This window comes from Arthrobacter sp. GmRoot5-12 (assembly GCF_059739365.1).
Genome location: NZ_AP046056.1, coordinates 3,439,794 through 3,465,870, shown reverse-complemented (window position 1 = coordinate 3,465,870; position 26,077 = coordinate 3,439,794). Strand labels below are relative to the sequence as shown.

The following is a 26,077-nucleotide window of genomic DNA, read 5'->3' as shown; positions in this document are numbered from 1 at the left end:
GACCCGGCACACGGAGTCCCGGTGGGCAGGCGAAGGACCCCGTTATCCCAGTGCGGTTTATCCACATAGGCGCAGAAGCCAATGCCCCGCACTGAGCCCGGTGGCTAGCGTGGGTCCATGCACGAGGGACCAACTACCCATGACGCTTAATTGCACTCTGGTGGGCGGACCGGGATCACCGCGTCCCCAGCCACCCGTGGAACTGTCCATTGATGCACCGGCCGGCACGGCAGGGTACGTCATTCACGAACAGTTGGTCCGGAAGTACGGTGCGGGCTCAGTCAGAGTGGACGGGCAGGATCTGCGTTCCCTGGTCCTCGGCGTGCCGCCGCTCGTAGAGGCGGCAATCCTTGTCGACGGCGGCACCCCACCTTCGAGCAGGCGGCCACGGCGCCCGCCAATTGCCGATGCCGTCCCTCCCCTGGTCCTCGCCATCGACAGCGGAGCAGCAGCGGGAACCGTTGTGCCATTACGGCGTGGCACCTACACCATCGGTCGAAGCGGCACACGGATTGTCATCCCGGACCCGGAGTTGTCCCGTGAACATGCCAGTGTGGTGGTCACTGACACGGAGATCATATTGGTTGACCTGGACAGCGCCAACGGGACGTATGTCGACGGCCAAAGGATACGGAACACGGTTATCTCAACGGACTCAACCATCAGGTGCGGTCAATCGAACCTATCGCTGGTGTTTGCAGATGTGCCCCATAGAGTCCTCTCGGAAGCAGGAAAGTCGGTGGCGGAACCTATCGTGGTGTCCCGCCGTCCTGATCCAGGAAACCGCGCGGCACTCCTTCTGACCGCGATTCTCCCACTGGCACTTGGGGTACTGCTGGCCTTTCTCACCGGCATGTGGATGTTTCTGGCCTTTTCCGCGGTTTCGGTGTTTTCGGTCCTGGTGCCCGCGGTCAGCGGACGGCGGCACAGGCGGGACCTGTCCGCGGCCCTGAAGTCGGCTGTTGAAGATGACAGGGAACGCCGACGACGGTGCGCCCCTTCCCTGTCCATCGTTGCTCTTGCGGCCCGGCGGACTGAAGGGACGTCCAGCCCGGATTCCCCCGGCGACGGGGTGTGGCTGCGGCTGGGACAGGCAGAACAGCCGGCCAATGTCAGGATTGAACCGCCCGGTGCTGCCGCGACCATCCCACGGGCAGGAATCGTCCCCGTCGTTCTGGACCCGGACGTCCCGCTCACCACCCTGGGCGGCCCGCGCTTTGCCACCGATGGCACCCTCCGCTCCCTTCTCATGCAACTTGCGGCATACCCGCGCACGGGCACGATGAATGTCGTCGTCCACGGGCTGCCGGAAGCCCTACCCCTCGCAGCCCGGTATCTCAGCAGAGTGACGCTCACTGCAACACTGTCCGCCGCCCTTAATGCAGTGGACGGCAGCGAGCAACAGGGCTGCGGGCGGGGAGTCCTTTTGATCCGGGGGGATAACTCCGGAGCGGTGGTGGAAAAGTCGCTCCGGGAAGCAGCGCTCCAGCGGGGGTGGCAGGTTCTTCACTTCCTGCCTGACGACGGCGATTGGCCTGCACCTGACGTCCTCCTGTCCGAGCGCGCATCAACCGTGGTGCAGAACCACCGCGGTACTGTGTTTGTCCCTGACCTGGTCCCGGACGAAGTCTTTACCGCTTTCTGCCGGCACCTCGCCGGTGCCCTGATTCGTGACAAGGAACAGGCCAAGACCGTTCCCGCTTCCTGCAGCCTTGACGAAGTCCTGCCACTGACGCTCGCGGCTACCGCAAGCAGATGGGACTGCAGCGCCCGAAACATCGGATTGCCCGTACCCTTGGGCGTTTGCAGGTCGGGAACGAAGACCTTCGACCTCCTGGCCGACGGTCCGCACCTCGTGGTGGCAGGCACCACAGGCTCAGGGAAGTCGGAACTGCTCCGGAGCATGGCCCTGGCGCTGGCCTTGTCCTATCCGCCGGACCGGGTCAACTTCTTCTTCATCGATTTCAAGGGCGGTTCAGGTCTTGGTCCGCTCAGCGGGCTCTTTCATTGCGTGGGACTGCAGACGGATCTTTCCGATTCCGAGATGGAGCGGACACTGACATCGCTTCGCGCCGAAGTGAGGCTGCGGGAGAGCTGCCTCGCCGCGGCCCGCGTCCCTGACGTCTCCACGTACCGCTCCGCACCGGCGGCCAAGGATTTTGTGCTCCCCCACCTCGTCATCGTCATCGATGAGTTCAGGATGCTGGTTGACGACGCGCCGGAAGTTCTTCGTGAGCTGCTGCGGATAGCATCGATCGGACGGTCACTGGGCATCCACTTGATCATGGCCACTCAGAGGCCGCAGGGAGCGTTGACAGCTGACATCCGTGCAAACGTCACCTCGAACATTGCACTTCGCGTGCAGTCCGACATGGAATCTGTCGACATCGTCAATTCCAGGGACGCTTCGGCCATCAGTGTTAATACCCCCGGCCGCGCCTTCCTGGCGCGCGGAACGGAGCCGGCCGAGGAGTTCCAGGCCGCGTCCCTGTCGTCAGTCTCCGATCGCAAACAGCCAAGTGCCGTGTCTGTCCAGCGGACAATGGACTATCTCGCCTGCCAGGCAGCCGAACCAGGCGACAGACGAGCCCCTGCACCCACCCCCGCACAGGCAGTGGAACCGCTGGCAGCCTTGGTGAGGAGCCTGTGCGCTGCCCAGCAGAAACCAGCACCGAGAAGGCCTGTCGCACCTCCACTGCCGACTGAACTGGAAAAGCCCGACCCGAACGCGCCATCCTCGGATTCGGGAACCGCTGACTCACTGGCCCTGGAACCCGTGGCTGTGGCGGGCCAGATCTGCCTCGGCCTGATGGATGTTCCCGAGCAACAAGAACTTCAGCCCCTTCTGTGGAGCCATGCCAAGCACGGTCACGCAGCCTTCATTGGCAGTCCAACTTCCGGGGCCGGATCGGCACTGGAATTGACTGTCCATGAACTAATGGCCAGTCCTGATGGAGCCCATTTCTATGTCCTGGACGCGGACGGGAGTCTTTGCCCGCTGGCAGGTGAAGCACGGGTGGGCGCCCACGCCGCCTTGCACGATCTGCGGCGTGGAGTGCGCATCCTGGAGCGGCTCGTCCGTGAACTGGGGCAGCGGTTGAGTCAACCCGCCTCCAATCCGGTACCTCTCGTCCTCGTCATCATCGGCTGGGGATCCTGGGTTTCGGCATTCCGGTCCGGACCGCTGGCCTGGGCGGAAGATCTGGTTCTGGACCTCGTGCGCGACGGCGCCAGGGCAGGGATAACGCTCCTGGTCCATGGGGAGCGGGAGCTTGTCACCGCCAGGTTCTTTGGTGCGCTTCCCAATCGTTTCTTTTTTCCAGCCTGCTCCACCGGGGAGAACCGCGCCCTGTGGCCGCGGATGCCTGCCGTTCCGGCCGTCAAGGGCAGGGCTGTAGCCTTCGGCCCTGTCTCGGGCGGCAACCCCGTTGCCTGCCAGTTCTACCGCACCCCCGATCTGCAGGCTGGCACAGGCCGGAGAGGCGCCGGATATCCGCCAGCCGCATCGACTCCATTCCGCATTGAACCCCTCCCCGCGAAAATCACGGTCCGGCAGGTCGCAGCGGTCATGTCGGCGGCGGGGACACCCCAGCGAGCCCTGCGGTCCCCAGACCAGGACCCGCCTGGCGGTACGCACTGCTCCGAACTATCGGAACCGCCCCGCCGGTCACGCAACGTCATCCTGGGCGTAGCCGGAGACGAACCCGCTCCGGCGTCCTTGCGGATGCCTGGCAGCGGAGTCACCGCCATTCTTGGCAACCCGGGAAGCGGCAAAAGCAATACCCTGCTCGCGCTGGCAGCACTCAACCCGGGACAGCAGTGGTGCACGTGTCCGGTACCGGCAGAAGGCGCAGAAGATTTTTGGCGGGACGTGCTTATGCAGGCGGAGAGCGGGGGGCTTTCGCGGGAGACCGTACTGCTGGTTGACGACGTTGATCTGCTGGCCCTTCCGGCGTTGAGGGCTCTGGAGCAGCTGGCCGCTTTGGGCCACTCCCTGATGGTCACTGCTGCCTTCAGCCCACTGCTTTTCCAACGCGTTCCGCTGGTCATGAACGCAAGGGGCGCCGGCGCCGGACTTCTGCTGGGGCCACGTTCCCTGGCGGATGGCGACCTGTTTGGGATCAGGTTCGAAGTTGAGTCCAACGCTCCGCCGGGGCGTGGCGTCCTCATCTCCGGCGGGCGGTCCTGCCCCGTTCAGGTGGCCTGGGCGGGCGCGACAGGCTGAGCATGCCGGTTGCCCGTCGAACGCCGTCCCGCGGAGAGGCGGCCAGGCCCCGCGCTGCAGGTCAAAGTGCGGGCGGAGCACTTCCGGTTCGGGAGGCATGGTTGATCACGTTGTTGGAGAACAGGAGGACGATGGCGATAAGAGCGGGTACCAGCATCGCCAACCCGGCAAGGACCAGGCCGCTGGTTATGGCAGGTACGCCTATGGTCAGGACGAACAGTTGGGCCACCAATGCGGCCGCCCGGGTCCAGCGGTAGCCCCTGTACAAAAAGACGGACACGGCAAACAGCCACGCGGAGAAAGCAAGCAGGAGCCCCAAGGTGAAGACGGCACCCCAGAAGGACAGCACGGGGCTCCCGCTGAGCAGCTCGTAGGCGTACCACCCGGCGGCTGCCAGCAAAGCCGTCGCCTCTGCAGCAGTCACAATGGCCACCACCTTGGCCGCGGCCGGCACGGTTGCCGGACGATCGCCGGCCGAAGGGTCAGCACCGTCACGGGGCTCATCAGGAGAAGAGGGGGCGCCTGCTGGGTTTACCGGGGGTCTTGACACACTGGCACCCTACCGGACATAGTCGGACACTGGTGAGGGCGGGAGCCGACACTGTGATGCATCGCTCAGGTTTCAGCGGATATCAAGCGTTCTTACCCCTTGTTTACACAGCGTTAACATGACAGGCTTGATGCAGATGACCAAGGGGGCCCTGAGGGCCCCTTTCCTTTGTAGCCACTAGTGAATAATTTCACAAAGGCATTTCCCAGAAATGGAGCAACTGATCAGCATGGATTGGCGTAACCGCGCAGCGTGCCTTGACAAGGACCCGGAACTGTTTTTCCCCGTTGGGAACACAGGACCTGCCCTCCTGCAGATCGAGGAAGCCAAGAGCGTCTGCCGCCGGTGCCCTGTCGTAGACACCTGCCTGCAGTGGGCCCTCGAGTCCGGCCAGGACGCCGGCGTATGGGGCGGCATGAGCGAAGACGAGCGCCGCGCGCTTAAACGGCGCGCCGCCCGCGCACGTCGCGCCTCCTAGGAAGGCACGGCACCGCAGGCCTGTCAGCATCTGACCTAGCAACCGCAGAATAGAGGCCCCTGGACAATCCACATGGATCGTCCAGGGGCCTCTGTCTGTTCTACGGTGTCTGTATTACTCACCGTCCGGCCTTGGATCTGTGGCCGGACCGGCACCCCCTACTTCCCGGCCAGGCTGAGCCGGATCTTGACCTCAGTCCCGCCGCCCTCGCGGCGCTCCCACGTGATGGTCCCGCCCAACTCGCTGGTGACAAGCGTGCGCACGATCTGAAGCCCGAGCCCCTCAACGTGCGGAGTCTGCGGAAGCCCCACCCCGTCATCGGCGATGGTCACAGTCAGTTCTTCGCCGTCGTCCCCTTCGGACCGGTCGGCAACAAGCCAGACTGTTCCTGCCCTTCCTTCAAGGCCATGCTCCACAGCGTTGGTCACCAGTTCGTTGATGACGAGGGCCAGCGGGGTGGCAAGATCGCTGGGAAGTTCACCGAAGGTCCCTGACCGTTCGGTCCGGACCTGCTGCGACGGGGAGGCCACCTCAGCAGACAGCCGGAACTGGCGCCCGATCAGTTCGTCGAAATCAACACTTTGCGTCAGGCCCTGCGACAATGTCTCGTGGACCAGCGCGATCGTGGCAACGCGCCGCATCGCCTGCTCCAGGCCCTGCTTCGCCTCATCGCTGACCATGCGCCTGGACTGCATCCGCAAGAGCGCAGCCACGGTCTGGAGATTGTTCTTGACCCGGTGGTGGATCTCCCGGATGGTGGCGTCCTTGGTCACCAGCTCCATTTCGCGTCGGCGCAACTCGGAGACGTCACGGCAGAGAACCAGGGCGCCGAACCGCTGCTGTTCGTCCCGGAGCGGAATGGCCCGCAGGGACAGGCTGACCCCGCGGGACTCGATCTCGCTGCGCCATGGCATGCGTCCGGTGACAACCAGCGGCAGGGTCTCATCGACCATGCGCCGGTCCTTGAGCAGGCCGGCGGTGACTTCGGCGAGCGAGCGCCCTTCCAGGGATTCGCCGTCACCCAGGCGCCGGAAGGCCGACACTCCGTTGGGACTGGCGTACTGGACCACGCCATCGGCATCCAGCCGGATGAGGCCGTCCCCTACGCGGGGCGCGCCCCGGCGGGAGCCGGTAGGTGAGGCGAAGTCGGGCCACAACCCAAGCGTGCCCATCCGCAGGAGGTCGTAGGCGCACTGGCGGTAGGTCAACTCCAGCCGTGACGGCATGCGTGAACTGGAGAGGTCCATATGAGTGGTGACTACCGCAAGGGTCCGGCCGTTGCGGACCATGGGGACGGCCTCCACCCGCAGCGCCATCTCGCTGTTCCAGTTCGTCTCGCTGGAGCGCTCAATGGACCGGGAGTTCCAGGCTTTGTCCACGAGCGGTTGCAGGTCTGACCGGATTCCCTCGCCGACGAAGTCGCTGTGGAACGCCGTGTGCGTGGTGGACGGGCGTACGTGCGCCAAAGCGATGTAGCCAAGCTCCGGGTGGGGGAACCAGAGCGCCAGGTCGGCGAACGCCAAGTCCGCGACCATCTGCCAGTCCCCCACCAGGAGGTGCAGCCATTCGGCATCGCCCGGCCCGAAATCAGCATGTTCCCTGATAGGGTCCGTAAAGATTGCCACTGCACCTCCATTTGCGACGCCGGATTGCTAGCGTCGGACGATTGACCTCAAGAGCCTCAATGCTACCGACAGCGAGGCCATGTCGTCGGCCTCGAGTGCATTCACCTCGTCGAACATGCTCTTTGCCCTGCCCAGCTGCTCGGCATTTTGTGCCTCCCAGTCCTTGAGCCGTGCATCGGGGGCGTCGGCGGCAGACGTAGCGTCCAGCACCGCCGTCGTCATGTCCGACACCGTTGAGTACAGATCGTCGCGCAGGGCAGCCCTTGCCAGCGCCTGCCACCGGTCCTGTCGGGGCAGGCTGCTGATCCGCTCCAGCAGCGAGTCGGCATGGAACCGGTTGAACACCGTGTAGTAGACGGCGGCGATCTGCTCCACCGGGTCTTTCCGGGTCCGGGCGATCTTTGCGATGTCCAGCAGCACGAAGCTCTCGAACAGTTCTGCCCAGCGCAGGGCAAGGCCTTCGGGCAGTTGCCACTCGCGGCCCTTCGCCAGCCATTCCGCCACCCGCTCGCGGTCGTCGCCGCGCAGGTAGTCCAGCAGCCGGGCCCGCATGGGATCCATGAGCGGCTTGAACTCGGCCACCACGTCTGCGATGGGGCGTGAAACGCTCTCCTGGCTCAGCAGCCACCGGACCGCACGGTCCAGAAGCCGGCGGATGTCCAGGTGGACGGTGCTCCAGTGCTCCGTGGGGAACGAGGCAGGCAGGCTGTTCAGCTCGCCCACCATCGCATCCAGTTCGTACACCTCGCGCAGCGCCACGAATGCCTTGGCCACGGCCACTTCACTGGCCGAGGTTTCCTCCATGACGCGGAAGGCGAAGGTGATGCCGCCCAGGTTGATCATGTCGTTCGCCACCACGGTGGCGATAATCTCGCGGCGCAGGGGGTGGGTGTCCAGTTCCGCATCGAAGCGTTCCCGCACCTGGTGCGGGAAGTAGGAACGCAACGTCTGCCGGAACCACGGGTCATCGGCAAGGTCGCTGTCCCGCAGCGCCGATGCAAGCTCGATCTTGGCGTAGGCGGCCAGCACCGAAAGCTCGGGAGAAGTCAGGCCCTGGCCTTGCTGCAGCCGGTCCCGGAGCATTGCCGTGCTGGGCAGCGCTTCCAGGTCGCGATTCAAGTCGGCGCTCTTCTCCAGCCAGTCCATGAGCCGCTCGTAGCTCGGGCTCCACTCCGCGACGCGGGTCCTGTCGTTCAGCAGCAGGATGTTCTGGTCGATATTGTCTTCGAGGACCAGCCGGCCCACCTCATCGGTCATGGAGGCGAGGAAGTCGGCCCGCTCACCGGCCGGCAGTTTGCCAGCCGCAACCATCCGGTCAACGAAGATCTTGATGTTCACTTCGTGGTCCGAGCAGTCCACGCCGGCGGAGTTGTCGATCGCGTCCGTGTTGAGAATGACGCCCTGCAACGCTGCCTCGATACGTCCGCGCTGGGTCATGCCCAGGTTTCCGCCTTCACCCACCACCTTGACGCGCAGGTCCCGGCCGTTGACGCGGATGGCATCGTTGGCTTTGTCCCCCACGGATGCGTTGGATTCGGAACTCGCCTTGACGTAGGTACCGATACCGCCGTTGTAAAGAAGGTCGGCAGGCGCCAGCAGGATGGCACGCAGCAGCTCGGGAGGGCTGAGTTCAGTGGTGTCCGCCGGGAGCCCCAGCGCGGTCCGAACCTGCGTGGACACGGGAATGGACTTGGCCTGCCGGGCGAAGACCCCGCCGCCTTCACTGATCAGCGACTTGTCGTAGTCGTCCCACGAGGACCGGGGCAGCTCGAAAAGTCTCTGCCGCTCCGCAAACGAGGACTCCTCGTCCGGCTCCGGGTCCAGGAAGATGTGCCGGTGGTCGAAGGCAGCCAGCAGGCGGATGTGCCGGGACAGGAGCATCCCATTGCCAAACACGTCACCGGACATGTCCCCCACACCCACCACCGTGAACGGCTCGGTCTGGGTATCCAGGTCCAGCTCGCTGAAGTGCCGCTTGACCGATTCCCAGGCGCCGCGGGCCGTGATGCCCATGGCCTTGTGGTCGTACCCCACGGAGCCGCCGGAGGCGAAGGCGTCGCCAAGCCAGAAGCCGTACTCCGCGGAAAGGCTGTTGGCAATGTCTGAGAAAGTAGCCGTTCCCTTGTCCGCCGCGACCACCAGGTAGGAGTCGTCGTCGTCATGCCTGACAACGTTCGACGGCGGCACGAGCCGTTCGCCGCCGCCTTCCGTGAGAAGGTTGTCAGTTAGATCCAGCAGCCCACGGATGAACGTCTTGTAGCTTTCGACGCCCTCGGCCATCCAGGCGGCGCGGTCCGTGGCGGGATCGGGAAGCTGCTTGGCGAAGAAGCCGCCCTTGGCACCGGTTGGCACGATGACGGCGTTCTTGACCGTCTGCGCCTTCACCAGGCCCAGGACCTCCGTCCGGAAATCCTCCCGCCGGTCAGACCAGCGCAGTCCGCCACGCGCCACCTTGCCGAACCGAAGGTGCACACCCTCAACTCGTGGGGAGTAAACCCAAATTTCAAACATGGGCCGCGGGAAGGGCAGTCCTTCGATCCGCGCGGGATCCAGCTTGAAGCTCAGGTGCGGCTTGTCCTGGTAGAAGTTGGTGCGAAGCGTGGCCTCAATGAGGTTGACGAAGGTGCGCAGCACGCGGTCGGCGTCCAGCGTTGCCACCTTTTCGATGGATGCTGCCAGGTCCCGTCCCACGGAGGCCTGTGCCTCGGACCGGTCTCCGTCAGTCAAGGCCGGGTCAAAGCGGGCGGCAAAGAGCGCCGTGAGGCCCCTTGTCACGTTGGGGTTCGCGAGGAGCGTGTCCGCCATGAAGCCGAAGGAGCTGCTGTTGCCCATCTGGCGCATGTAACGGGCATAGGCGCGCAGTACGGTGATCTGCCGCCAGTGCAGGCCCTCCCTCAGCACCAGCCGGTCAAAGCTGTCCGATTCCGCAGCGCCGGTGACAGCCGCCCCGAAGGATTCCGCGAGAAGCTCTCCGGTTGACATCGGGTCCACGCCGGCCGGGTATTTCAAACCCAGGTCGTACAGGAAGAAGTCGCGGTGGTCTGCTGTTTCGATTTCAAACGGCCGTTCATCCAGGACCTCGAGTCCGAGATTATGGAAGTACGGCAAAATCTGGCTCAGGCTCTTGGGCTCCAACATGTAGAGCTTGACCCTTGCATCCTCTTCCAGGGTGGCGCCGGCCCCTTCTGGAAGGTACACGTGGACGCCCGGCCGTTCCTGCCGCGCGCCGGTGCTCCGCTCCGCGGCGGCCCCGTACTTTTCGAAACGCGCAATGTCCTCAAGCGCGTCCTCTACTTCGTAGTCCACGCGGTAGCTGGCCGGGAACGCTTCGGCCCAGACAGCGGCGAGTTCCTTGGCTTCGGTCGCATCCCGCCCTTCACGCAGGACTTCCGCGATGCCTTCACTCCATGACCTTGCGGCCCGGACCAGCCGCTTTTCCAGCTCATCGCTGTTGACGTGGCTGACGTCGGCATCCTTGGGCAGCCGAATACGGAAGAACAGCCTGGCGAGGGCGGACTCCGTCATACGGGCTTCGTAATCAATCGAGACCGCCTGGAACGTTTCCCGCAGTTCCTGTTCTATGCGAAGCCGGACGTTGGTGGTGTAACGGTCGCGCGGCAGGTAAACGACGGCGGACATGAACCGGCCGTAGATGTCCGGCCTCAGGAACAGGCGGGTACGCCGCCGTTCCTGCAGCTTCTGGATTCCCAGCGCGGTGGCGGCAAGGTCGGGAATTTCGATCTGGAAAAGTTCATCCCGGGGGTAGGTTTCGAGGATTCCCAGGAGGTCCTTGCCCGAGTGCGAGTCCGGCGGGAAACCCGCGCTCTGCAGCACGGCATCCACTTTCTCCCGGACAATGGGAATATCGCGGACGGAGCCGGCGTAGGCGCTGGTGGCGAAAAGACCGATGAAACGGCGCTCCCCGTTGACGTTGCCCGCGGCGTCGAAGCTTTTGATGCCGATGTAGTCCAGGTAGGCCGAGCGGTGGACGGTGGACCGTGAATTGGCCTTCGTGATGACCAGTGCACGCTTTTCGCGGGCCTTCTTACGGCCGGTATCAGTGAGGTGCTGGATGTGCGGGGAGTCGGCGGCCGCGCGCAGCAGCCCGAGGCCGCTGTCCTCGCGCAGTTCGAGGACGTCTTCGCCGTCCACGTTGAGAAGGTCGTACTCACGGTAGCCGAGGAACGTGAAGTTCCCTTCGTCAAGCCACCGCAGCAAGTCCTTGGCCTGCCGCAGTTCGGCAATCTGGGCGGGATTGGCCACCCGGTCCAGGCTTTCGGCGATTTCCAGGGCCTTTTGGCGCATTTTGGGCCAGTCTTCGACGGCGGCGCGCACATCTTTCAGCACGCGGGTCAGGCCGGCGAGCAGGGACGCCTTCACGTCGTCGGAGACGCGTTGGATTTCGACGGCGATCCACGACTCCATGTGCGACGCGTTCTCACCCTGCGCGATGAGGTGGGAGAGGTTTGGCATTGCCGCGGTATCCCCACTTGATATGCCCAAGTGCGCGGGGACCCTGTTCACCTTGACCAGTTCGCCCGTTTCCCGGTTCCTGGTGGCCACGAAAAGCGGGTGGACCACAAGCTTGATGGCGGCGTGCTGCCTGACCAGTTCTGAGTTCACGGAGTCGACAAGAAACGGCATGTCGTCGGTGACGACAAAGATGACGCTGCTGTCCTCTTCGTCGATGATCGAGATCTTCGCCTGCCCGGGCTGCCGTACTGATGCTGTCCGGCGGTGTTCCTCGGCCCGGGACTCCAGTACGTCGCGGGGGTAGCTTCGGGCATCCTCCTCAGCCAGGTGCTGGTAGTAGTCCCCCATGAAGCCTTCAAGGCTTTCAATGGAGAGGGGCTGGTCCTCCACACTGGATCCAGACGACATCGACAACGCCTCCATCAGAGATTCTCGCCGCACCTTTGCAGCTCTTATGGCGAGCCTAGTCCTTTGCCCTTCGCCGCGGTGTGGAAGAAAATACAGATGATTTGGACTTTCGCTGGTCGGGTGCACAAACCAGGTCCCGGATAGCGCGCCGGAGGGTCGATTCGGGCGACGCTTCGAGCAGCAGTGATCCGGCCAGGAGTGCGGCGTCGGCGGCGACAGGGTCGTAAGGCAGGAATGCCTTGAGGCTGGACGCGGGGCCGTACCGTTCCCACGCATCCCGCAGTTGGCGCTCGGGGGTCCTTCCCACGGACGACGAACGCACCTTGTTCATTACGACTGTGGGCGATGCCTGCGGGACTGCGCCCTCCAGCTCGGCAAGTGCACGGACCAGCCGTGGAACACCCACGGGATCAGCAGCGCCGACGGCATACACAGTGTCCGCCAGTTCCAGCGGACGCAGTGTCGCCGCGTTCCGTCGAGGCGCCGTGGTGTCAAAGCTCAGTTCCTCATCCGCCTCAAGGCAAAACCCGGTGTCCACCACCACAACATCGGCAATCTGCCGGGCCCGCTCAAGGACCAGTCCCAGGGCAGGGGCGCGGAGTTCCGTCCACCGATCGGCCCGGGTTATGCCGGTCAGCACCCGGAACGTCCCGGCAGTGGTGGCGACCGTGGCGGCCACCTTCCGCAGTGCCTCGGCGTCCAGCAGGCCCTGGTCTGCAAGCCTGCACGCCTGGGCAAGCCCGGCTGACTCATCCAGGAGTCCCAGCACTGCCGCCACGCTGGCGCCGTACGTGTCGGCGTCGACCAGCAGGACTGACCGGCCGTCGGCTGCCATCTCACCGGCGATGTTCACAGCAACCGTTGTACGTCCCGGAGATCCGGCGGGACCCCAAACAACGATCAGCTGCCCGGCCCCGCGCCCCTCCTCGTCCACCGCCGGCACAACGGGATCCGTTGCCAGTGCAGCAGCGGTATCGGCGGGCGCGCTGAGGTTCGCCGGACGAAGCGCGCCGGTCAGCTGGGCGACGGCGTCCGCGATCCTGTCCGAAAGCTCCGCGGACTCAACGCCGGACAGCGCCGAAGCGACACCTATCGTGCGGAGTCTGGCTGCCTCCTCCGCGTTATCGGTCAGCGCGACGATCGCCACGCCAACAGCTCCAAGACGGTCAACCAGGGACGCGGTCAGCCCCTCTGAACCCTCTGCCACGACTGCCGCCCTCGCCAGCCCGCTCTGGCAGGCAGCAAGCAGTTCGGGAAGTTCAGCGCACCTGCGAACCACCGTGACCGGGCCGTGGAGTCTTTCGAGCCCGCCCACCAGGTCCTCGCGGCTCTGGCCGACGGTGACAACGGGAATGTTCATCGGGCGCCGCCCGGATTCCACACCACGGAGATCTTGGCCTCGTTTGCCTGGGCCCCCAGCAACGCAGGCATCTGCTTGTCCTCCACCAGGACCATCAGCACAGTGGTCTTTGACGATCCAAGAGCGGTGGATCCCGTGGAGACCTCTGCAATTTCCGCTCCGGGAAGGATCAGCCTGGGCTCGCTGAATCCATTCTTCGCATCCGGCTGTGCCACCCAGACGTCCACGCGGGCACCGGCAACTGCCTGTGACGGCAAGGTCGGCTCAACGCTGAGGGCGACGGGCTTCCGGTCCAGCCGATCCACCGTACCGAGGCTTGCCCTGGGAACCAGTTGGTCTTTTGCGATTCTTTGCAACGCGACCACGTCCTGGGGCAGGCCGGCCTCGACAGTGATGTAGTGCTGTTCGGCATCGCCCAGCCGGACCTTGGCGCGGACTACATTGTCGGGCGTCAGGCGCTCACCAACGGCTATGCCGTCCCGTGCGGCGTAGACCTCGGTGGTGCGGTCTGCACTTCCGACAAGGAAGACGACTCCGGCGACGGACACCAGGACCAGGAGAACGCCAACCAGCAGCCGGGGGTCCTTCCACGATGGACGCTTAAGCCGCGCTGCAGTTGCACTTGAATCAGGAACCATACCGTTCTCCCCCCCAGGTATACCGAACCTGTCCGCTCTGGCCGGACTCCTCATTGTTACCGCATGGCCCGGTGAACAAAAGTCATTTGTCTAAATGGCGCCAATCTGTGGATAACAGCCACAAAATGAGCCACTTGATGGCAAAATGGATACATGCCCAGGTTCCTCACACTCGCCGACGTCGCGGAGCAGCTCCAGATCAATTCCCCTGCCGCCTACGCCCTGGTCCGCAGCGGTGAGCTGAAGGCTATCCAGGTGGGTGGCCGCGGGCAATGGCGGGTCGAAGAGAAGATGCTGGAGCAGTACATCGAGGAACGCTACGCCGAGGCCAGCCGCATGATCCAGGAATCGCGCTCGAAGTCCGTCTGACGCCGCTAGCTCCCCCCGGGTTTGTATGACCTGATCATGGCCAGGGCCGTGAAAGGTATTGCTGAAACCTGGCCTACACTGTGACCCCTCCGGGGCTCCCCGGTATTGACCATGGCCAGGTCGATGTAGTCCCTGCCAACACGGTCGATCACGCCTGCCAGCCTGCTGGTCCCGGCTCCACCACCAATCGTTACCGAGAGCTCCGCCCGGTCGCGCGCCAGGCCACGCAGGGCATGCGCCAATCCGATCGACCGGCGGACCGGTGAAGTCTCCGCCAATACGTGCCTGCCCAGGCCAACGTAGCGTGCCGCCGCCGCATAGGGGATGAGCACCTGGTGCTGGCCTTCATCCAGGACCAGTGCATCCGCTCCAGCATGCGTCAGTTCCCCGTGCACCGTTTCGCCGCAGATGAGCTGAACACCGATCCGGTACCCAACAGCGGCGCGCAACCTGCCTTCAAGGGGCAGGCTCACCATTTCTGCCCGCGCGCGCTCGTTGACCTCACTGTCCAGCGCCAGCCGCTCAGCCTCCGCAAGCTGGCTTTCCATGTCATTGAAGAGTGCATCCCAGCGCATTCCGCCAGCGTAGGGTCCCCCTGTCCGGCCCGTCAATGCGCCGTCTTTTTCATTCCAACGTATGGACAAATACTTTGATCGCGGTCCAAACTGATTCAAACATCAATAAACAGCATTAAACGCTATCAAAGGAGTACTAATGGGCCGGGGAGACAAAATCCAATGGTCGGATGCCTGCATGGTCCTGGCCCTGTTGGTACTCGGCATTCTGCTCTGCTTCCTCGGAACGGGCCTGTTGTCCCAGTGGCAGGAATCCATGGCCCGGCACCAGGGCGAATCCGTGGACCTCCTCCTGGGTGGGACCACAGCGGCCACCGGCATTGGCCTTCTCCTCTGGTGGGGTGTCTCGATCCTGACCGCCGGGGCATCCGTTCTGCTGGAACGCCTGGGACGACGGCGGGCCGCAGCGGCCGCGCGGAGGCTCTCGCCCGCTTTCATGCGGAGGGCAGTTGTCGCGGCACTCTCAATACAACTTGCGTCAGGTGTCGCCGCACATGCGGCGGTCCTAAGCGCTCCCGGGCCCGAGTGGACGCCTACACAGGCACACGTGGCGTCGTCGGCTCCGTCAGACCCGGCGGCTCCCCAAGATGGTCCGCTGCCCAGGGTCAGCGACAGCCCGGGCGGTGTGCGCGTCAAAAACCCGCCTCTCCCGGTTGCAGCAGCGCCAGCCGGCCAGGAAGGGCCGTCGCCGGCAACGAATTCCATTGCGCCGCCAACCGTCACTCCGATCGACCCCGGTTGGCAGCCCGCTCCCCCTGTGGTGGAGCCCGGCCTGCTGGCCGCACCGGAAACCAGGACCGCCGCGGAGTGGGACGGCAGTGGCCCTGGTGCCAATGGCAGGGGTGGCCCTGTAAAGGCAGTGACGGTCCTCGCGGGCGACACGCTGTGGGACATCGTAGCCACCCATTTGGGCCCGGAGGCATCGGATGTGGACATCGCCCTTGAATGGCCGCGCTGGTACGCCGCGAACCGTGCACTGATCGGTGGAAGCCCGGATGTCCTGCTTCCAGGCCAGATACTCCAGGCGCCGGCAGCGTCGTAGCCGCTGCCAGTGACCCGGTCGCACCAATAACCGGTCAAAGCACCAACATCACGTCGAACCAGAAGCAAGCCTAATCACCAGTCACACCAACCAAGGGGAACGCCATGACCGCAGTGACACCTATCCGGGCCGTTGAAGGTCCGGCCGCCGAGTCCAGGCAGGGAGGTGCCGGTTCCGCAAAGCCGCTGCCTGTGTCGACGCCAACCCGCTCCGGCCAATCCACCGGGGCAACCCCTCCATCGCTGCGGCCAGTTAGCGAGGCTGCGGAGGTCAGGGCCATTACCCGCGGGACAGTTCAGGCTTCCATGGAGGTCCTGGCCGGTACCCGCCCCATCCAGCAGTTGGCGCGGCGCCTGGATCCGCGCTGCCTGGCATCGCTGCAGCACCGGGCAGCGCTGATCAGGCGCGAGCTCACCAGGACCGGCAATCCTGCATTGGCCCGGCTCCACCGGAATTCAACAGTCCGCTCCGTGCGGGTCTGTGAAGTGGCCGACGGAATCTATGAGGCCAGTGCTGTAGTGGTGGATGATGTGCGGGCCCGTGCCGTAGCTGTCCGGCTTGAGCGCAGCAAGCAGGTGTGGCGGGTTGTTGAGCTTGTCATCGGCTGACCCGTCGAAATACCTGGGGCGTGCGGTGGTACGGAACAGGCGGCGGCAAACAGGGCAGGGACGCGTCCGTCCCTGCCCTGTTTGCCGCCGCCGGCGGGTACCTGCAGCTGTCCTGCTAGCGCTTCTTCTTTTTCGCGGGGCGTTTGGCTGCATCCTGGGCAGCTGCCTTGGCAGGATTGCCGGAGCGACCGCTTCCGCCGCGCGTTTCCACGCGTGTCTGGGTTCCTCCACTTTCCGAGGGAGCCGTGTACTGCAGCTGCGCAGGCTTCTCGGGGGCTTCGAGGCCGGCGGCGTGAACCTGGGGGTCAACGTGCTCGGTATGCCCGCCGGCGGCATCCTGTACTACTACATCCTGGGCGGGGGTTACTTCCACCTCAAGGTTGTAGAGGAATCCAACGCTTTCCTCGCGGATGGCTTCCATCATGCTTTGGAACATGGCGAAGCCCTCGCGCTGGTACTCCACCAGCGGATCGCGCTGTGCCATGGCGCGCAGGCCAATCCCTTCCTTCAGGTAGTCCATCTCGTAGAGGTGTTCCTGCCATTTGCGGCCGATGACGGACAGGACCACCCTGCGCTCGAGCTCGCGCATGCTTTCGGAGCCGATGACCTCCTCGCGGGCCTGGTACACCAGGCGGGCGTCAGAGAGGATTTCCTCCTTCAGCAGCTCCACGGTGACCCTGGACTTGCCCCCGGCTTCCTCGATGATGTCTTCCGCCGAAACGCTGACCGGGTAGAGCGTCTTGAGGTTGGTCCACAGCTGGTGGAAGTCCCAGTCGTCACCGTTCCCCTCCGCCGTTGCGGCGTCGATCAGCGCCGTAATGGTGTCTTCGATGAAGAACTGCACCTTCTCGTGCAGGTCATCGCCCTCAAGGATGCGCCGGCGGTCGCTGTAAATCGCTTCACGCTGACGGTTCAGGACGTCGTCGTACTTCAGCACGTTCTTGCGCTGCTCGGCGTTCCGGCCTTCCACCTGGCCCTGCGCGGACGCGATGGCACGCGAGACAAGCTTGGATTCGAGCGCGACGTCGTCCGGGACCGAGCTGTTCATCAGCCGTTCCGCGGCTCCCGAGTTGAAGAGCCGCATAAGGTCGTCTGTCAGCGAGAGGTAGAACCGGGATTCCCCGGGATCGCCCTGGCGGCCGGAACGGCCGCGGAGCTGGTTGTCGATGCGGCGTGACTCATGGCGCTCGGTGCCCAGGACATAGAGGCCCCCGAGGTCCAGGACTTCCTCGTGTTCGTCCTTCACGGACTGCTTGGCAGCTTCAAGTGCCGCAGGCCAGGCTGCCTCGTATTCTTCCGAGTTCTCCTCGGGGTCCAGCCCGCGCTTGGCAAGCTCGGTCACGGCGGTGAACTCCGCGTTGCCCCCGAGCATGATGTCGGTGCCGCGGCCGGCCATGTTGGTGGCCACGGTGACTGCGCCCTTCCGGCCCGCCTGGGCGACAATGGCGGCTTCGCGGGCGTGGTTCTTGGCGTTCAGGACTTCGTGCCGGATGCCTTCCTTGGCGAGCAGCTTGGACAGGTACTCGCTCTTCTCCACGCTGGTGGTGCCCACGAGGACAGGCTGGCCTTTTTCGTGGCGTTCGGCGATGTCCCGCACCACGGCGTCGAACTTGACAACCTCATTCTTGAACACGAGGTCCGGCTGGTCTATCCGCTGCATGTCCCGGTTGGTGGGGATGGCCACCACGCCGAGCTTGTAGGTGCTCATGAACTCGGCCGCCTCAGTCTCGGCGGTGCCGGTCATGCCGGAAAGCTTGTCATACATGCGGAAGTAGTTCTGCAGGGTAACTGTGGCCAGGGTCTGGTTTTCCGCCTTGATCTCGACGCCTTCCTTGGCCTCGATCGCCTGGTGCATGCCTTCGTTGTAGCGTCGCCCGGCCAGGATGCGGCCGGTGTGCTCGTCAACGATCAGGACTTCACCGTCCAGGATGACGTAGTCCTTGTCCCGCTTGAACAGTTCCTTGGCCTTGATGGCGTTATTCAGGAACCCGATCAGCGGCGTGTTCGCGGATTCGTACAGGTTGGAGATGCCAAGGTAGTCCTCGACCTTTTCGATTCCGCTCTCCAGGACGCCGACGGTGCGCTTCTTTTCATCGACTTCGTAGTCTTTGTCCGGCTGCAGCCGGAGCACCACTTTGGCGAACTCGCTGTACCAGCGGTTGGTGTCCCCCTGGGCAGGGCCGGAGATGATGAGCGGCGTACGCGCTTCATCGATAAGGATGGAGTCGACTTCGTCGACGATGGCGAAGTTGTGGCCGCGCTGGACCAGTTCGTTCCGGTCCCAGGCCATGTTGTCGCGCAGGTAATCGAACCCGAACTCGTTGTTGGTTCCATAGGTGATGTCCGCGGCGTACTGCTGGCGGCGCACGGCAGGATCCTGGTTGGCGAGGATGACGCCGCTGGTGAGGCCGAGGAAGCGGTAGACACGGCCCATGAGTTCGGACTGGTATTCGGCCAGGTAATCGTTGACGGTGACCACGTGGACACCCTTGCCGGTGAGGGCGTTCAGGTAGGCGGGAGCGGTCGCCACCAGGGTCTTGCCTTCACCGGTTTTCATTTCAGCGATGTTCCCCAAATGCAGGGCAGCGCCGCCCATCAGCTGGACATCGAAGTGGCGCATCCCCAGGGTCCGCGAGGACGCTTCGCGCACGGCGGCAAAAGCCTCCGGAAGCAGGTCTTCGAGCTTTTCACCGTCCTGGTGGCGTTCGCGGAGACGGTCAGTCTCCTCACGCAACTCTGCGTCGGTAAAGGTCTTGAATGAGTCTTCGAGGGCGTTGATGGAATCGGCATAGTTCCGCAGCTGCCGGAGTGTTTTCTTGTCACCCGTGCGGAGAATTTTTTCGATAAGTGATGCCACGTGAAGATGCTCCCAGTCTGATGCCGCCGAATTCTGGCGTGTTCAGTCTACGGGAGAGACACGCGGCCGGTGCCCCCTTTTCCCTGAGAGCGGATACTCCTTACAGCCGTGCCAGCTCATGGGCAAGCTTTGCAGCGAGGTCTCCTGCCGGCCCCACTTCCACATCCGGCAGGCCAAGCCACTGCCTCATCAGCCTCAGCTCGGCAGCGAGTTCGACGGCGGTGTCCGCGGGTGCGTCCGGCTCGGCAAAGGCGGCTCTCACCAGCAGACGGCCACCCGTCCGGTCCGCCTTCAAGTCAACCCTGGCCACCATCCTGTCGCGCAGCAGGAACGGCAGGACGTAATAGCCGTAGCGCCGTTTGGGCTCCGGGGTGTAGATCTCGATCCGGTAATGGAAGCCGAACAGTTCCAGCAGGCGCCGGCGTTCAAAGACCATGGAATCAAACGGGCTCAACAGGGCCCGGCCGGTGGCACGCCGCGGCAGTACAGCCTCGACATGCCGGAACACGTCCCTCCCCCACCCCGGCACGTTGACCGGTTCCAGCCTGCCCTGCTGCACCAAGTGCGCAACGGCGAGCGCCGTTGCCTTGACGGGCGTCCGGAAGTAGTCGGCGAAGCAGCGGATGCTTCCGATCCCATGCGCCCGGGCCGCCGCTTCGGTCAGCCGGCGGAGCGCAGCTGTTGGGTCGACTTCCCCTCCTGCTTCGGCAGGGCGTGGGAGGACTTTGGCTGTCAGCGTGTACCTGCGCTCGAATTGCCCGGTCCTCGAGGCCGCCGATACCAACCCTTCTTCGAAGAGGTGTTCAAGGACCCGTTTCACCGCGTTCCAGTTCCACCCCCAGTCGGTTGTCTGTTTTTCCTCAACGTGGCCAATCCGGGCGGTCAGTTCGGAGGCCGTCATGGGCCGGGACCTGGCCAGGACCGCCAGGATCCGGTCTGCGACGTCGTTGCGGAGCCCGGGATCCAGCCGGGAGGCGCCCACCCAGGAGCGCTTTTGCCACAGCAGCAGATCCTGGTAATGCTCCGGCCGGATGTAGCTCGCTTCGTGTGCCCAGTACTCCAGCATCCGGCGGGGGTGGCTGGCAGACATGCGCTGCAGGATGTCCCGGTCATAGTTGCCAAGGCGGGAATAGAAGGGCAGGAAATGGCTGCGGACCAGGACGTTCACGGAGTCGATCTGGACGAGTTGGAGGCGGGCAAAAGTACGGCCCACCGCCCGTGCTGTCACGGGGCCGGTGGGCCGTACTTTATGGAGTCCCTGCGCTGCCAATGCGATCCGCCGTGCCTGGTGAAGGCTCAGCGTTGCTGACAATTCAGTCCTCTCTGCTGGTGGTTTGGTCCACCCTAAGCGTTGGCGGCGGCGTCGTCGGAGCGGTAGGCAAGAATCTTTTCCTCCACCACGGTGTCTCCCGGCTCGCATTCATGGTCCAGCGTAATGACCCCATAGGTCCAGCCACGGCGGCGGTACACGACGGAGGGCGTGTTGGTCGCTTTGTCCACGAAGAGATAGAAGTCGTGGCCCACAAGCTCCATATTGTCTACGGCGTCGTCGAGGGAGAGGGATGCGGCGGGAAAGACCTTGCGCCGGATCAGCACCGGTGAGTTTCCGGCCGGGATGTCGTTGTCAACATCGTACGGCGATTTGTCTTCGGGGGCTGCCACCGCTTCATTCCGGTGGTTGGCCTCAAGATACAGCGGTTCATGGGCACTGGCGGGCTCGAGTGAGGCGGTGGCCTCACGGACAGCCTTGGGAGTGTGGCGGCCGTGGTGGACCTTCTTGCGGTCCTTGGCCCGCCGGAGCCGCTCAAGCAGTTTGTTGTAGGCGAGGTCAAAGGCGGCAAACTTGTCTGCGGCGCTTGCTTCGGCACGGATTACGGGTCCGCGGCCCAGGACTGTCACCTCGACGGTCAGCTGGTCGCCGGTCTGCCGGGCATTGGTCTCCTTGGAGACTTTCGCGTCGACCCGCTGGACTTTGTCGCCCAGCGATTCAATTTTCGCGATCTTTTCCCCGGCATACTCGCGGAACCGGTCTGAAACTGTCAGATTTCGTCCGCTGATCATAAACTCCATGGTGCCCTCCAAATGACTTCGGTGACACGACGGCGGCGCTTCCCTGGGCCGGGCTGTGTGACAGTCGAGCCCCTCTCCGAGCCGCCATCGAAAGGTACATTCTGTTCTTGGTACCCACCTCAGACGTTAGTTCATAGCCACCCGTTATTCATCCTTTCCCGGTTTATTTTTTTCTAAGTCATGCGGGCTTTCACGCAGGGCGGCGGCCCGGCAGCCCGGCTGCTGGGTATCGGGCGGGCGTGTCGCGGCAAGCACGACGGCGCCCCTCACCACAGCGCCGGCCAGGTGCAGTGCGCGGGCTGCTTCGCCCACCGTGGCACCGGTTGTGAGGACGTCATCAACGATGATGCAGGGGCGCCCTGCCACCTTTGCCCGGGCCCCGGGCTTGACCCGCATGGACCCCCGGACGCGCTGGGAACGGGCTCCCCTCCCCAGGCCTTTTTGGCCGGCCACGCCTCTTCCGCTGCCGGATCCGCGGGTGCCGGGGAGGACGGGGCCAGGCCTTGGAGTCTTGCCCAGCACATCCGCGACGTCGAGCCCTGGATGCTGCCGTGCCGCCGACTTCAGGAGCAGGTGGACCGGGCTGAAGCCCCGGCTGACGTAGGCCGGCGTGCTGGTGGGCACGGGGACCAGGAGGCATCGGCCGGGGCCAGGGACGGCGGCCCTGACTGCACATGCGAGCGCCCGGCCAAGGCTTCTGCCAAGCTGAGGCTGGCCGTGCCGTTTGAACGACAGCAGTCCCTGCGCCAGCTCGTCCCGGTACACCCCCGCTGCCACGACGGGAAGCACGACGGAGCCGGCGACATCCATAAGGGCCGGAGCTCCGCTTTCGGCCCGGAATGGCTGCCTGGTCAGCTGGCGGATGCGGCTGGCACAGGATGGGCACAGGGTGCTGTCTTCGGCCCCGCAGCAGACACAGTCCACAGGGACGGCCAGGGCGAGCAGATCCGCCACGGCGCCGGCCAGCCAGTCGGCAAGGCGAAGGAGGGCGGCCGCGTGTTCACCCCGGTGCAGCGCCGCCCAGGGCGGGGGCGGTTGAAGGTCCGGATCCACCCTCCGGGTCCCCCGGTGGCCGGAACCGGCCGCGCCGTTCCTGCGGATGAGCCGTTTCATGGTTCCACTGTCGCCTGAAGCCCAGTCACAGTTGGAGGGCCAGCCCGGGCTATGTGCATAAGGCAGGCCCCATCGGGACGGCGGAGGCAGAACCTGGCGATACCGCCAACAGGGTGTCAGCCGGGAAACGCGGGGTCGATAGGGCCCTTGATCTGCGGGGACCAGCCATTGCCGAGGCGCTGGAAGATCCCTTCCCCGGACTGGACATAAATGTCGTCGGCGCCATTCCCGGCACTGATGGCTACCAGGCCCGGCCACGGGGCAAGCTGCTGCGGCTGTCCGGAGGTGAGGGACAACAGCTCCGGTGTGACGTTGGAACCCGAAGCCCCCTTCATCACGGCAACGGTAATGCCATTCACCCACACCCCTTGATCAGGGTCGGTGCCGGATACCAGGGTGACGGGCGCGGTCAGTTCGCGCGGCGTGCCGTCGGCGGCGCGGATCATGCCTGTCACCTGCACCTTGGACTTCCCGTTCTGTTCGGATATGACCAGGGCGCGCACACCGTCGCGTGAGACGCGGAATTCCTTGACCGTGCGGCCGGCAAGCCAGGAGGGTGCCAGCGTCACGGACGGAACGGCGGCGCCCTCTGCCACTCCGGTGGGATGGAAAGCCACTACTTCCGTGGCTCCGGTGGCACCGGGTCCGGCCGTCCATACCCAGTCGGAGACACTGAAGGACGGGCGGGTGAGGGTGCTCCGGGTAGTCAAGGCGCGCGCAGGCTGGCCGGGATTGATGCTGTACAGCGTGGTGCGGCCTTCATTGAGGAAGGCAGCCGTCTGTGACACCGGGGATTCCGCCGGATAGCGGGGGTTGAGCGCAGACACCGGCTGCATGTCAGGCAACGGCGAGACGCGGTTGTTTTCATAGCGCACCAGTTCGTTGCCGCTGATGGCGATCTGGCGTGAGGGCACGGTCCTGTCCAGCACCGGAGGAAGAACGGACCCGTTGTCCTCCACCCGGACCAGGTCCTGGTTGGCACGGAGTTCAACATTGACCACGTCAGGCTGGCTGCGGAATGTCAGGGTCAGCTGCATCTGCATGCGGAGCCGGTCCTCCGCCGATGTTTCCGTCAGCTCCTTGGCTGTCAGGTCCACCTGTGCGGCCCCGGACACCACCGGCACGGATTCCCGGGCGAGCTTGATCCCGGAAGGGAAGGCACTGGCGACGGCGCCGCGCAGGTACGGGGCGGGCCCGGCCAGCAGGGCACTGGTCATTGCTTTGACCGTCTTGTTCTTCAGGAACCAGCGGACGTCCGGGATGGCATAGGTGAAGGTGGGGTCGTAAAAGTAGATGGGGTAGGCACCGTAGATCACCTTGAACGTTTCCTCGGCAATGGCGGTCCCGTCGGGAATCGCCGAAATCCGCCACTCTCCATCCACCTGGGTCACCGTCACCGGGATGCGCTCCACGGTTCCCGGCGGCGACTGGGTGGCTATGCCGTCGGCGTCCACCGTGTAGGACACATCGAGCTCGTAGTTGAAGACGTTTTCCGTGCCCGTGGGCACAACGCGCGCCTCCCGGTATACCAACGCGCGTTTGTCCGGTTTCCAGGACACAGCCGAGGCCTGGGTCAGGTACTGGCGGGCCACCGCATAGTCGTCTTCGTAGCCACTGCCTGCCCGGTAGAAGTAGTCGATGATGGTCTCGGGTGATGCCCCGGGCTGCGGCGCTGCCGGGAGGAACACGGGGGCGCTGACGTTGCCGGCGCTGCTTTCGCTGCTTTTTCCCACCGGACCGGACGTGGGGATCCGTGCGCAGCCGGACAAGAGGACGATCAGCAGGGCAAGCAGTGCCGCCGGGTACTTCGCCAGGCGCACGGTGGCCCTCATGGTGTCTCCTCGGGCGCGCGCACCGGAGCAGGCCGGCCCGCTCCCGCCTGCAGCACCAGCATGTTTTTGTAGTCCTGTTCCGCGGGAACGCTCCCCGGTGCTCCGGGATTGGTGACGTCCTTTGGCTCCAGCTGGACGGGCGACTCAGTGATGCCACCGTCCTGGCGCAAGGGAAGGGTCAAACGGAAGTTGGCGCCGTCGCCTTTCCTGCCCCAGGCCTGGAGCCAGCCGTGGTGCAGCTTCGTATCCTCCATGGCGATGGACAATCCCAGCCCGCTGCCGCCCGTGGTGCGTGCGCGGGCAGGGTCGGCTCGCCAGAACCTGTCGAAAACCCTGGCGGCCTGTGCCTGGTCCATCCCGATCCCGTGGTCGCGGACAGCAACGCCCACGGCAGTTTCATTGACCGCGACCGTGACGGCCACCGGCTTGCCCTCACCGTGCTCCACCGCGTTCAGAATCAGGTTCCGCAGGATCCTGTCGATGCGCCGGGCGTCCATCTCCACCACCACGGCGCCCTCGGGAGCGGTCAGGACAATCTCCGAACCGTATTCAGCCGCCACCGGCGCGGCGCCTTCAATGACGTGGGAGATCACTTGGAGAAGGTCCTCGGGTTCAGCATCCAGCACGGCCACGCCGGCGTCGAAGCGGCTGATTTCGAGGAGGTCGGAGAGGAGGGACTGGAACCGCTCCACCTGGTTGTACAGGAGCTCTGCGGACCGCTTGTTGATGGGGTCGAAGTCATCGCGGGCGTCGTACAGGACCTCTGCCGCCATGCGCACGGTTGTGAGCGGCGTCCGGAGCTCGTGCGACACATCGGACACGAAGCGCTGCTGCATCTGGGAGAGCGTCGCCAGCTGGGTGATCTGCTCCTGCAGGCTGGCGGCCATGTGGTTGAAGGAAGCGCCAAGGCGGGCCACCTCGTCCTCCCCCTTGACCACCATGCGCTCCTGCAGCTGCCCGGCGGCGAGCTTCTCCGAGACCATCGCGGCATGGCTGACCGGGCTCACCACGTTGCGGGTGACGTACCAGGCGACAGCGCCGATCAGGAGGACCAGCACCGCACCGCCGGCCCACAGGACGCTTTGGATCTCGTTAAGCGTCTGCTGCGCTGTGTTCAGGTCGTAGATCAGGTAAAGCTCGTAGACAGTGCCGTTGAAGGTCACCTTGTTGCCGACCGCGATCCCCGGCCGGTCCTCGGTGCCCACGGGGATGACGGTGGAAGCCCAGTACTGGTCCTTCCCCGACTGCTGGACGGCCTTGCGCAGCTCAGGGGGAATGACGCTGACCGTCAGTTGGTCGGATGCCCGCGACTCAACCCACCGGTTGCGGGGCTTGGTCTGCTCCGGCATCGCCTCGAAGACGTACCGGCGCTGGATCACTGAACCCCGGCCCTCCACCGCGTTCAGGGTGTCGTAGACCAGGGTGATGACGCTGGACTGGTCGGTGACCTGGGCGCCGTCGAACGTTTCCTGGACCTGCTTGACGTTATAGCGGGTCTCGGACTCCGCCTGCGTCAGCCGCTCCTGGAACAGGTTGTTGGCAATCTGGTTGGACAGATAGGCACCGACCACGGCGAACGAGGTCACCGCGAGCATCAGGGTGGTGAGAACGGTGCGGAATTGAATGGACCGGCGCCAGCGCCGCTGCAAGGCCCGCCCAAGGTACCGCAGACCGGGAAGGAAGCGCCGGACTCCCGTCCGGACGAGCCGGGCGACGCGGAGCGCCACAATCAGGGCACGCCGCTGCCAGATCCTTGCCCGGAACGCCATGTGCCGCAGCCCGGGAGTGGCGGCGTCGCCGGCTTCCGGCGCGTCCTGGACGGCGCCGTCCTGTTTCACGGCATCCGCGGAGTCC

At 64.7% G+C, this 26,077-nt stretch carries 17 protein-coding genes; 5 read left to right on the top strand and 12 right to left on the bottom strand.

What is annotated here, in order from left to right; genetic code table 11:
- The first annotated feature begins 139 nt into the window (after positions 1–139).
- Positions 140–4,225: an FtsK/SpoIIIE domain-containing protein gene (locus AC6JAM_RS16000; protein ID WP_497935240.1), complete on the top strand. Its 4,086-nt coding sequence runs from the start codon at positions 140–142 to the stop codon at positions 4,223–4,225.
- A 61-nt stretch (positions 4,226–4,286) separates the two neighbouring features.
- Here AC6JAM_RS16000 and AC6JAM_RS15995 read toward each other — a convergent pair whose 3' ends face one another.
- Complete coding sequence (locus tag AC6JAM_RS15995; RefSeq protein WP_497935971.1) at positions 4,287–4,679, bottom strand: hypothetical protein; 393 nt, start codon at positions 4,677–4,679, stop codon at positions 4,287–4,289.
- Between the two features lie 325 nt (positions 4,680–5,004).
- Between AC6JAM_RS15995 and AC6JAM_RS15990 the strand changes: the two genes are divergently transcribed.
- Positions 5,005–5,253, top strand: a complete 249-nt coding sequence (locus AC6JAM_RS15990) for a WhiB family transcriptional regulator (protein ID WP_003804966.1) — start codon at positions 5,005–5,007, stop codon at positions 5,251–5,253.
- Positions 5,254–5,411: 158 nt separating this feature from the next.
- On the opposite strand, the gene AC6JAM_RS15985 is transcribed toward AC6JAM_RS15990, so the two are convergent.
- From AC6JAM_RS15985 to AC6JAM_RS15970, 4 genes are read right to left on the bottom strand one after another with little or no spacing between them, the layout of a single operon-like run.
- The gene (locus tag AC6JAM_RS15985; RefSeq protein WP_018768501.1) at positions 5,412–6,878 is read right to left on the bottom strand and encodes a sensor histidine kinase; all 1,467 of its coding nucleotides are present in this window, start codon (positions 6,876–6,878) and stop codon (positions 5,412–5,414) included.
- Between the two features lie 27 nt (positions 6,879–6,905).
- Complete coding sequence (locus tag AC6JAM_RS15980) at positions 6,906–11,759, bottom strand: NAD-glutamate dehydrogenase (protein WP_056388080.1); 4,854 nt, start codon at positions 11,757–11,759, stop codon at positions 6,906–6,908.
- A gap of 55 nt (positions 11,760–11,814) precedes the next feature.
- On the bottom strand, positions 11,815–13,119 hold the full coding sequence (locus AC6JAM_RS15975) for a CpaE/TadZ family protein (protein WP_497935239.1): 1,305 nt from the start codon (positions 13,117–13,119) through the stop codon (positions 11,815–11,817).
- Positions 13,116–13,757: a hypothetical protein gene (locus AC6JAM_RS15970; protein ID WP_223992108.1), complete on the bottom strand. Its 642-nt coding sequence runs from the start codon at positions 13,755–13,757 to the stop codon at positions 13,116–13,118. The genes AC6JAM_RS15975 and AC6JAM_RS15970 overlap by 4 nt, the downstream gene beginning before the upstream one ends.
- Positions 13,758–13,910: 153 nt before the next feature.
- Between AC6JAM_RS15970 and AC6JAM_RS15965 the strand changes: the two genes are divergently transcribed.
- A complete protein-coding gene (locus AC6JAM_RS15965; protein WP_018768505.1) occupies positions 13,911–14,126 on the top strand; it encodes a helix-turn-helix domain-containing protein in 216 nt (71 codons plus the stop codon).
- A gap of 5 nt (positions 14,127–14,131) precedes the next feature.
- Here the strand turns inward: AC6JAM_RS15965 and AC6JAM_RS15960 are convergent, their stop codons facing one another.
- On the bottom strand, positions 14,132–14,701 hold the full coding sequence (locus AC6JAM_RS15960) for a hypothetical protein (RefSeq protein WP_223992109.1): 570 nt from the start codon (positions 14,699–14,701) through the stop codon (positions 14,132–14,134).
- A 139-nt stretch (positions 14,702–14,840) separates the two neighbouring features.
- On the opposite strand from AC6JAM_RS15960, the gene AC6JAM_RS15955 reads away from it, so the two are divergent.
- On the top strand, positions 14,841–15,743 hold the full coding sequence (locus tag AC6JAM_RS15955) for a LysM peptidoglycan-binding domain-containing protein (RefSeq protein WP_223992110.1): 903 nt from the start codon (positions 14,841–14,843) through the stop codon (positions 15,741–15,743).
- A gap of 104 nt (positions 15,744–15,847) precedes the next feature.
- Positions 15,848–16,351: an Rv3235 family protein gene (locus AC6JAM_RS15950; protein WP_056388089.1), complete on the top strand. Its 504-nt coding sequence runs from the start codon at positions 15,848–15,850 to the stop codon at positions 16,349–16,351.
- Between the two features lie 115 nt (positions 16,352–16,466).
- Here the strand turns inward: AC6JAM_RS15950 and secA are convergent, their stop codons facing one another.
- From secA to mtrB, 6 genes are all read right to left on the bottom strand, one after another.
- Positions 16,467–19,208 carry a preprotein translocase subunit SecA gene (secA, locus tag AC6JAM_RS15945; RefSeq protein WP_223992111.1) on the bottom strand — a complete coding sequence of 914 codons (2,742 nt, stop codon included), beginning with the start codon at positions 19,206–19,208 and terminating at the stop codon, positions 16,467–16,469.
- Positions 19,209–19,308: 100 nt separating this feature from the next.
- Entirely contained in the window at positions 19,309–20,520 is a 1,212-nt protein-coding gene (locus AC6JAM_RS15940; protein WP_223992112.1) for a winged helix-turn-helix domain-containing protein, read from the bottom strand.
- 32 nt (positions 20,521–20,552) lie between these two features.
- Positions 20,553–21,278, bottom strand: coding sequence for a ribosome hibernation-promoting factor, HPF/YfiA family (hpf, locus tag AC6JAM_RS15935; protein ID WP_026265659.1), 726 nt, complete (start codon positions 21,276–21,278; stop codon positions 20,553–20,555).
- Positions 21,279–21,422: 144 nt separating this feature from the next.
- Positions 21,423–22,391, bottom strand: a complete 969-nt coding sequence (locus AC6JAM_RS15930; protein ID WP_223992113.1) for a ComF family protein — start codon at positions 22,389–22,391, stop codon at positions 21,423–21,425.
- A 116-nt stretch (positions 22,392–22,507) separates the two neighbouring features.
- Positions 22,508–24,223 carry an LpqB family beta-propeller domain-containing protein gene (locus tag AC6JAM_RS15925; RefSeq protein WP_056388097.1) on the bottom strand — a complete coding sequence of 572 codons (1,716 nt, stop codon included), beginning with the start codon at positions 24,221–24,223 and terminating at the stop codon, positions 22,508–22,510.
- Positions 24,220–25,992, bottom strand: a complete 1,773-nt coding sequence (mtrB, locus tag AC6JAM_RS15920; RefSeq protein ID WP_497935970.1) for an MtrAB system histidine kinase MtrB — start codon at positions 25,990–25,992, stop codon at positions 24,220–24,222. The genes AC6JAM_RS15925 and mtrB overlap by 4 nt, the downstream gene beginning before the upstream one ends.
- Between the last annotated feature and the right edge of the window lie 85 nt (positions 25,993–26,077).

Bases quoted from the DNA above. Each gene is read 5' to 3' on its own strand.
- AC6JAM_RS16000 (WP_497935240.1), top strand. From the start codon at position 140: ATGACGCTTAATTGCACTCTGGTGGGCGGACCGGGATCACCGCGTCCC.
- AC6JAM_RS15990 (WP_003804966.1), top strand. From the start codon at position 5,005: ATGGATTGGCGTAACCGCGCAGCGTGCCTTGACAAGGACCCGGAACTG.
- AC6JAM_RS15980 (WP_056388080.1), bottom strand. From the start codon at position 11,759: ATGTCGTCTGGATCCAGTGTGGAGGACCAGCCCCTCTCCATTGAAAGC.
- AC6JAM_RS15975 (WP_497935239.1), bottom strand. From the start codon at position 13,119: ATGAACATTCCCGTTGTCACCGTCGGCCAGAGCCGCGAGGACCTGGTG.
- AC6JAM_RS15970 (WP_223992108.1), bottom strand. From the start codon at position 13,757: ATGGTTCCTGATTCAAGTGCAACTGCAGCGCGGCTTAAGCGTCCATCG.
- AC6JAM_RS15965 (WP_018768505.1), top strand. From the start codon at position 13,911: ATGCCCAGGTTCCTCACACTCGCCGACGTCGCGGAGCAGCTCCAGATC.
- AC6JAM_RS15960 (WP_223992109.1), bottom strand. From the start codon at position 14,701: ATGCGCTGGGATGCACTCTTCAATGACATGGAAAGCCAGCTTGCGGAG.
- AC6JAM_RS15955 (WP_223992110.1), top strand. From the start codon at position 14,841: ATGGGCCGGGGAGACAAAATCCAATGGTCGGATGCCTGCATGGTCCTG.
- AC6JAM_RS15950 (WP_056388089.1), top strand. From the start codon at position 15,848: ATGACCGCAGTGACACCTATCCGGGCCGTTGAAGGTCCGGCCGCCGAG.
- hpf (WP_026265659.1), bottom strand. From the start codon at position 21,278: ATGGAGTTTATGATCAGCGGACGAAATCTGACAGTTTCAGACCGGTTC.
- AC6JAM_RS15930 (WP_223992113.1), bottom strand. From the start codon at position 22,391: ATGAAACGGCTCATCCGCAGGAACGGCGCGGCCGGTTCCGGCCACCGG.
- AC6JAM_RS15925 (WP_056388097.1), bottom strand. From the start codon at position 24,223: ATGAGGGCCACCGTGCGCCTGGCGAAGTACCCGGCGGCACTGCTTGCC.
- mtrB (WP_497935970.1), bottom strand. From the start codon at position 25,992: ATGGCGTTCCGGGCAAGGATCTGGCAGCGGCGTGCCCTGATTGTGGCG.